The sequence below is a fragment of the Ruegeria sp. N10 genome, assembly GCF_056531545.1.
The window spans coordinates 202,719-209,435 of the sequence record NZ_JBQFLY010000007.1 but is presented as its reverse complement, the minus strand read 5'-3'; the positions used below and the strand labels follow the sequence as shown (position 1 = coordinate 209,435).

5 protein-coding genes are annotated in these 6,717 nt (G+C 55.6%); 1 reads left to right on the top strand and 4 read right to left on the bottom strand.

The genetic code is table 11. The annotated features are described in order from the left end of the window. Window positions 1–68: 68 nt before the first annotated feature. The 4 genes from ACR0JI_RS12145 to miaA form a co-directional block, all read right to left on the bottom strand. The gene (locus ACR0JI_RS12145; protein WP_480472420.1) at window positions 69–1,532 is read right to left on the bottom strand and encodes an ABC transporter permease; all 1,464 of its coding nucleotides are present in this window, start codon (window positions 1,530–1,532) and stop codon (window positions 69–71) included. Between the two features lie 13 nt (window positions 1,533–1,545). Then, a complete protein-coding gene (locus ACR0JI_RS12140) occupies window positions 1,546–2,592 on the bottom strand; it encodes an ABC transporter permease (RefSeq protein ID WP_480472422.1) in 1,047 nt (348 codons plus the stop codon). A gap of 122 nt (window positions 2,593–2,714) precedes the next feature. Beyond that, entirely contained in the window at window positions 2,715–4,385 is a 1,671-nt protein-coding gene (locus ACR0JI_RS12135; protein WP_480472425.1) for an ABC transporter substrate-binding protein, read from the bottom strand. 352 nt (window positions 4,386–4,737) lie between these two features. Further along, a complete protein-coding gene (gene miaA, locus ACR0JI_RS12130; protein WP_480493328.1) occupies window positions 4,738–5,631 on the bottom strand; it encodes a tRNA (adenosine(37)-N6)-dimethylallyltransferase MiaA in 894 nt (297 codons plus the stop codon). A gap of 97 nt (window positions 5,632–5,728) precedes the next feature. Between miaA and pyrH the strand changes: the two genes are divergently transcribed. Then, window positions 5,729–6,481: a UMP kinase gene (gene pyrH / locus ACR0JI_RS12125; protein WP_209504110.1), complete on the top strand. Its 753-nt coding sequence runs from the start codon at window positions 5,729–5,731 to the stop codon at window positions 6,479–6,481. The last annotated feature ends 236 nt before the right edge of the window (window positions 6,482–6,717 follow it).

Here is a 6,717-nt window from a genome sequence, read left to right as displayed (position 1 = left end):
TGCTTTTTCTAGTGTGCAGGATGACGCTTCTGGGGCTGGCGCGGACACATGCCCCGTGCGCTTTCACATCAGTCCTTCAGGCTTTCTTCGCGCAAACCGTCGGCCAGCAGGTTCAAACCCAGAACCAGCGTCAACAAAGCCAGCGCGGGCGGCAGAGCAGGGTGCAGGTAGATCGACAAAAGCTTGCGCCCCTCGTTGATCGTCGACCCCCAGTCAGGGCTTTCGGGCGGCAGGCCCAGCCCAAAGAAACCTAAGGTTCCCAGAAGAATGGTGGTATAGCCAATGCGCAGGCAGAAATCGACGATCAGCGGGCCACGCGCGTTGGGCAGGATTTCCCACAGCATGATGTACCACGGACCCTCGCCACGGGTTTGTGCTGCCGCCACATAGTCACGGGTTTTGATGTCCATCGCCAGTCCGCGCACGATGCGGAACACGGTGGGCGAATTCACAAAGACCACCGAGACAAAGACCACCAGAATACCGCCTGGAATATCGAAAAGATCCAGATAGGTCGGCAGACCCCAGATACGATAGGCGTCGGTATTGATGATGTAGCCACCGGTCGAAATCAGAGACAGGTAGAACCAACCCGCAACCCCCAAAACTCCGATCAGCAGCGGTGTTCGGAAGTTCGGTCTGGTATAGTAGCGTGAGTTCAGCAGCACGCCGAGGAATATGATAGGGAATACGAACAAGACAGCCGCCATGTAGTTCGGCACACCGGTCGCAACGATCTCAGGCGTGACCAGCAAATAGAACAGCAGGATCACCGGGAAGGCCAGGATCAGGTTTGCAAGGAAGGACAGCAAGGTATCCAGCCGACCACCGTAGTAGCCTGCCGGCAGACCCAGCGTGATGCCAACCATGAAGGCAAATATCGTGGCAAGCGGGGCGATCTGAACAACAATCCAAGCCCCTTTGACCATGCGGCTGAACACGTCGCGGGCCAGGTTGTCGCCACCCAGCAGATACCAGGCGTATTGACCGTCCTCCAGATTGGACAGTGGCGTCCCTGGCACTTTGTTCTTCATGCCCGAGACCTGCGACAGCGGATCATGCGTGACGATCAGATCCATCGCGCCGAAAATCCCGGTGAAGACCCAGAACATCACAAGGCCAAAGCCAATCATGCCGATTGGACTGTCAAACAGTTTGCCGTAGAGGCCAAGCTTGCGTTTGAAAGCGATCGACATGGCATAAAGGATGATCAAAGACACCCATACGGGCAAAAACTGCTGGGACATGGCACCAATAATTCCGGCGCTGGTGCCCATCAGAACGCCTAGCACAATATAGGCGAGTGCGATTCCTACACTGGCCAGGAAACTGTAACGCAGCGCCAATTGTATCAGTGTCCGCAGGCCTGAGCTTGAGCTCAACGTACCGTCCGGGTTCACCGTCATCTGGTCTTCGGGCAGCACGATGCTGGCCAGCATCCATACGGCAATGGACAAGAGCATCAGCGCAAGGCCAAGTGCAAAAAGCGGGTTCAGGAAGGCGATAGAGCCGGTCCAGGTAAGTGGTTCCATGATCTAACCCTCCTTAAGAAATGCGGATGCGCGGGTTGAGGTAGACATAGCCGATATCAGAGATCAGCTGGGTCACCAGCACCACAAAGACCGACACGACCGAAATTGCCAGTAACAGCTGAATGTCGTTATTGCCCGCGGCCTGAACCAGCGCCCAGCCGAAGCCCTTGTAGTTGAACAGGGTCTCAACGATCACCACGCCATTCAGCAGCCAGGGGAATTGCAGCATGATGACGGTGAACGGTGCGATCAGCGCATTACGCAGCGCATGCTTCATGACGATATTGGGGAAGGATACACCTTTCAGACGCGCCGTCCGGATATATTGGGCGGTCATCACTTCAGTCATCGAGGCGCGGGTCATCCGGGCAATATAACCCATCCCATAAAGCGCAATGGTCAGGACCGGCAGGAAGAAGTTTTCAAAGGTCGGGTTCTCCATCGCTTGCGTGGCCGTACCCTTGAACCACTTCAATCCAACTGCAGAAGAGGTGAAAATGGCGATAAAGATCACGCCCGAGACGTATTCCGGTGTCGCCGTCGTTGTGATGGCGAAGGTCGACAACGTCCTGTCGGTGGCAGATCCTTCTTTCATTCCTGCCAAAACACCAAGGATCAACGCAGACGGAACCATCAGCAGCATGACCCAGAGCATCAGACGGCCAGTCAGAGCCAATCTGTTGCCAACAACGGTCGAAACCTCTTCTTTGAAGACGGTCGAATAGCCCCAATACCCTTGCAGGATTCCGCAAAAATTCGGAGATTCCTCGGCGGTTTTGCCCGGCAGAATGCATCTTCCCTGAACGGTTCCGTCTTCATTCGTGTACCGATATGAGGGCAGGACACCCAGCCATTCGCCGTATTTTATCGGAGTGGATTGGAGGTAACCATTTTTGTTCAGGTAGCTCTCAACCTGCTCATCCGACATCCGAAAGTTGCCCTGCGTTTTCGCCAGCTTTTCGAGGTTCGGATAGAGGTTGGTTAAGAAGAAAACCAGGAATGTCAGACACAATGCCGTCAACAGCATGATGCCAACGCGCCTTAGAATGAAAAGTCCCATATTTGCCCCTGTGGGTCGGCTAGCGCGGGTTTCATGGAACGCCACGCTTAGCTGTTATTATTTGTTCGCCGCATTCAGGACGAAGAAGCCGCGCCGAGGTGGCGCGGCCTTTTGCTTTTGGCTCAGGACGTAAAGCCGAACTTATAAAGCTGCGGCAGGTCAGCGATATGCTTTTCAACACCCACCAAATTGTCGCGATGATGGCGCATCGCAGTCCGCCAATAAGGTTGGATCGTGACACCTTCGTCAATCATGATTGCCTGCAGTTTGGCCATCACTTCGCGACGCTTATCTACGTCCGCGATCGAGTTTGCTTCAGACAACAAGGCGTCGAACTCTGCATTGGCGAAACCTGATTCATTCCAGGCAACACCTGACTTGTAGGCCAGCGCCAGAACCTGGGTGCCCAATGGGCGGTGGTTCCAGTTCGTCGACGAGAATGCGTATTTCGTCCAGTCGTTCCAGAAAGTTGATCCCGGCAGAACTGTGTGCTTGGCCTTGATGCCAGCGTCGTTCAGTTGCGCTACAACCGCAGCTGTGGTGTTACGACGCCAGTCATCGTCGATCGATTGCACTTCATGCTCAAAGTCACCCATACCCGCTTCGTCCATCAGGGCTTTCGCGCCGGCAGGATCATACGGAATGCGAGTTACGGCCGAGTCATGTTCAGGGTGCATTGGCCCGACGTGGCAGTTGTCAGCCGGAATGCCATAACCCGACATACCCAGTTCCAGACACACTTCGTTGTCCACCGCCATGGCTAAAGCCTGACGAACGCGCTTGTCGCCGTAGATTTTGTTACCGTTTTCGTCCTCCGCCAACTGGTTCGGGCGGATAACGATGGTGAAGCCCGACGGGATTTCCGAGCGCACAAGCCCAATGCCGTCGAAGATGTCGACGAATTCGCCAACAGACTCCCAGTTCATGTCGATCTCTTCGGCCTCATAGGCCGCAAGGAATGCAGCCGGGTCAGTGCCGTAGTCGATGAACTCGATGCGGTCTATATAGCCGCCTTTGCCGGCCTCATAACCCCACCATTCGAAGCCTTCGTTGCGCACCAGTACGCCTTTGACGCCAACTTCGTGGCTGTCGGGCAGCATGAAGCCTGTGCCGACCGGGTTTGAAAGCATGTCGTTTGCATCAAAGCTGCTATGAACGATAGGAGCGGGATAGTCCGCCATGCCCGGGATGATCGTGATGTCAGGCGCGTTGCACTTCAGTTTGACAGTATGGGAGTCGACAACGGTGATTGCACCGTCCGCAGCTTGCTGAGTGCTTTCGTCGATAAGCGACGCCATACGCGATGCCATCGAGTTGCCTTCTAGACCAGCGTCACACCATCCTGCGATGTTGCGGGCCACGTCTTCGGCTGTGAAATCGTCGCCATTGTTCCACTTTACGCCCTTGCGAACGTTCAATGTGTATTCGGTGGCATCGGCGTTGGCTTCCCAGCTTTCCAGCAGCATCGGCTTGAACGAGCCGTCGTTGTTGTATTCGACGAGGTACTCCAGCCAGCCTGCTGTGAAAGTAGCAATTTGCGTCCAGTCATAAGTCCGCGGATCTTTGAGCGCGCGCACTTCCATCTGATAGCGGATGGTGCCGCCGCGCTGCGGCTCTTGCGCCGCCGCAGGCGACTGCAGACCGATCAATCCATAGGCTGCCGGTACTGCGACACCCAGCGCCGTCGCGCGGGCCAGAAATTCCCGGCGGCTAAGCTTGCCGTCACGGTATTCCTGCGCGTGCATCTCGGCCGCCCAGTGCACCTTGTCTGTGGTGATTGCCGTATTGGTCATAAATGTCTCCCTGTGACATTGATTTTGTTGATTTGTTCTTGTTCTAAGCGACACGGGCTTGTCCTGTCGAAAGAAAGAAGGGTTCCGGTTTTTGGACTCTTTGCATCCCCATGCCGCTATTCGGCACCAGAATTCACTTAACGTCAACGTTCGGAATCGACATAAAATGCACAAAAGCGACGTTCCCGCAGTGTTGATACTTTGGCGCGGATTTTGTCATGTGGCGCTTCGTCAGGAGAAATCCTTGCGGAGATTCTGTGTCAAATCACTGATAACAGACGAAAAACTAATTCGTTTCCGTTGATCCGTTTGCTTTGGTTGTCAAATCTTGTGGAATGAACAACACCAGATATCACTTTGAGAAATCAACGTGATTCCATGTTTTCATTCTGGCCCGGAACCACGTGCGTTGGCGTTTGGCAAATTGCCGGGTCGAGATCGTGGCCCTTTCACGGGCCTGATCCAAAGTCAGTGTTCCATCCAGATAGGCCATAAGCTCTGGCACCCCAATGGCTTTGCAGGCGGGAAGAACGGGGTCGAAACGATCCCGCATGGCGCGAACTTCGTCGATTGCGCCCAGTTCCAGCATCTGGTCAAAACGGCGTTCAATCCGGTTCAGAAGCCACGCTTTGTCGACGTCGAAAACGATTGGAACCACATCTTTCAGCCGTAAGATTGGCGGTGGAGTATCGGCCTGCCAGGACATCAGGCTGCGCCCCGTGGCACGCTGCACTTCCCAAGCGCGCTGCACGCGCGCGCGGTTCTGTATATCCAGACCAGCCAGAGTCTGTTCGTCAACCCCGGCAACAAGATCAGCAAGGGTCAGCAAGTCTGCTTCGGCCCGCACCTGCACTGGGGTAGCAGGGATCTCGGCCATGCCTTCGGTCAGGGCCGTGAAATACAATCCTGTGCCGCCGACGATGATTGGCCGCTGGCTCCCGGTCAGCAGTGGCACCACTTCACGCAGCCAGTGACCGGCTGAATAATCCTGATCATAGGCGATGTGACCATAGAGCAGATGCGGTGCGCGTTCTTCTTCTTCGGCAGATGGTCGGGCCGAAATCACGCGCCAACAATCATAAACCTGACTTGCATCGGCATTGACGATGACCCCGCCATGGCGTTCGGCGATCTCCAGTGCCAGCGCTGATTTCCCGGATGCTGTGGGCCCTGCAATCAGGACAGGCTTGTCATCGGGAATAGGGGGCAATTGCCGAAATATCGCGTCTGTTGATCGCCGGGTCATATGCGGTTGCCTCAATCCTCACCAACCGCATTGAACCTGCGGAGCTTTTGCTTCATTTTGCGCCGGAAATTAACCCCGTGCCAGCCCGGAGCGCAACATGAGCCTTTCCCCGTCTTCTGAAACTGCCGAAACCCCGAAAACCACATACAAACGTGTCATGTTGAAAATTTCAGGAGAGGCATTGATGGGGGATCAGGGCTTTGGCCTGCACCCGCCGACAGTTCAACGCATCGCGCAAGAGGTGAAATCGGTTCACGATCTGGGCGTTGAGATCTGCATGGTTATCGGTGGCGGAAACATTTTCCGGGGCCTGAGCGGGTCTGCCCAGGGTATGGAGCGGACCACAGCAGACTATATGGGGATGTTGGCCACGGTGATGAACGCGCTGGGAATGCAGTCTGCCCTGGAAGAGATTGGGGTGTTCACCCGGGTCATTTCGGCCATTCGTATGGATGAGGTGTGCGAGCCTTATATCCGCCGCCGCGCCGTACGGCACCTTGAAAAGAAAAGGGTTTGCATCTTTGCGGCCGGTACCGGCAACCCGTATTTCACCACCGACACCGCGGCGACCTTGCGCGCCAATGAAATGGCGTGTGAGGCGATTTTCATGGGCAAGAACGGTGTCGACGGTGTTTACGACAAGGATCCCAAGCAACATGCCGACGCGGTGCGTTATGACACGGTCACCTATGACGACGTTCTGGCCAAGCGGTTGCGGGTCATGGATGCGTCGGCCATCGCGCTGGCGCGTGACAACAACCTGCCTCTGATCGTCTTCGGTCTGGATGAGCCCGGTGGTTTCCGTGGTATTCTTGCAGGCGAGGGGACGTATACCAAAGTTCAGGGTTGAGGTCCGAACGAGACTTGGCCCAGAGTATTAGCAACTCAGCCCTGGCAGTCCCGCCGGGGCTTTTTCTTTTGCTTCAGCTTGACGGTCGCGGATGGCGCTGTCTAAGTAACGGTGTCCTTCTGCGGTGAAGGGCTGCCCGGTGTTTCGTCAGTCCATGACGCAAGCACAGGCTGGGCTGGAAGACCTGCCATGATTTCTGAGATGTCCGGAAACATGAGCGGGCATCTTGTTGATAT

What these genes read in the sequence shown, in the direction of transcription:
- ACR0JI_RS12145 (WP_480472420.1), bottom strand. Translation starts at nt 1,532, where the DNA reads ATGGAACCACTTACCTGGACCGGCTCTATCGCCTTCCTGAACCCGCTT.
- ACR0JI_RS12140 (WP_480472422.1), bottom strand. Translation starts at nt 2,592, where the DNA reads ATGGGACTTTTCATTCTAAGGCGCGTTGGCATCATGCTGTTGACGGCA.
- ACR0JI_RS12135 (WP_480472425.1), bottom strand. Translation starts at nt 4,385, where the DNA reads ATGACCAATACGGCAATCACCACAGACAAGGTGCACTGGGCGGCCGAG.
- miaA (WP_480493328.1), bottom strand. Translation starts at nt 5,631, where the DNA reads ATGACCCGGCGATCAACAGACGCGATATTTCGGCAATTGCCCCCTATT.
- pyrH (WP_209504110.1), top strand. Translation starts at nt 5,729, where the DNA reads ATGAGCCTTTCCCCGTCTTCTGAAACTGCCGAAACCCCGAAAACCACA.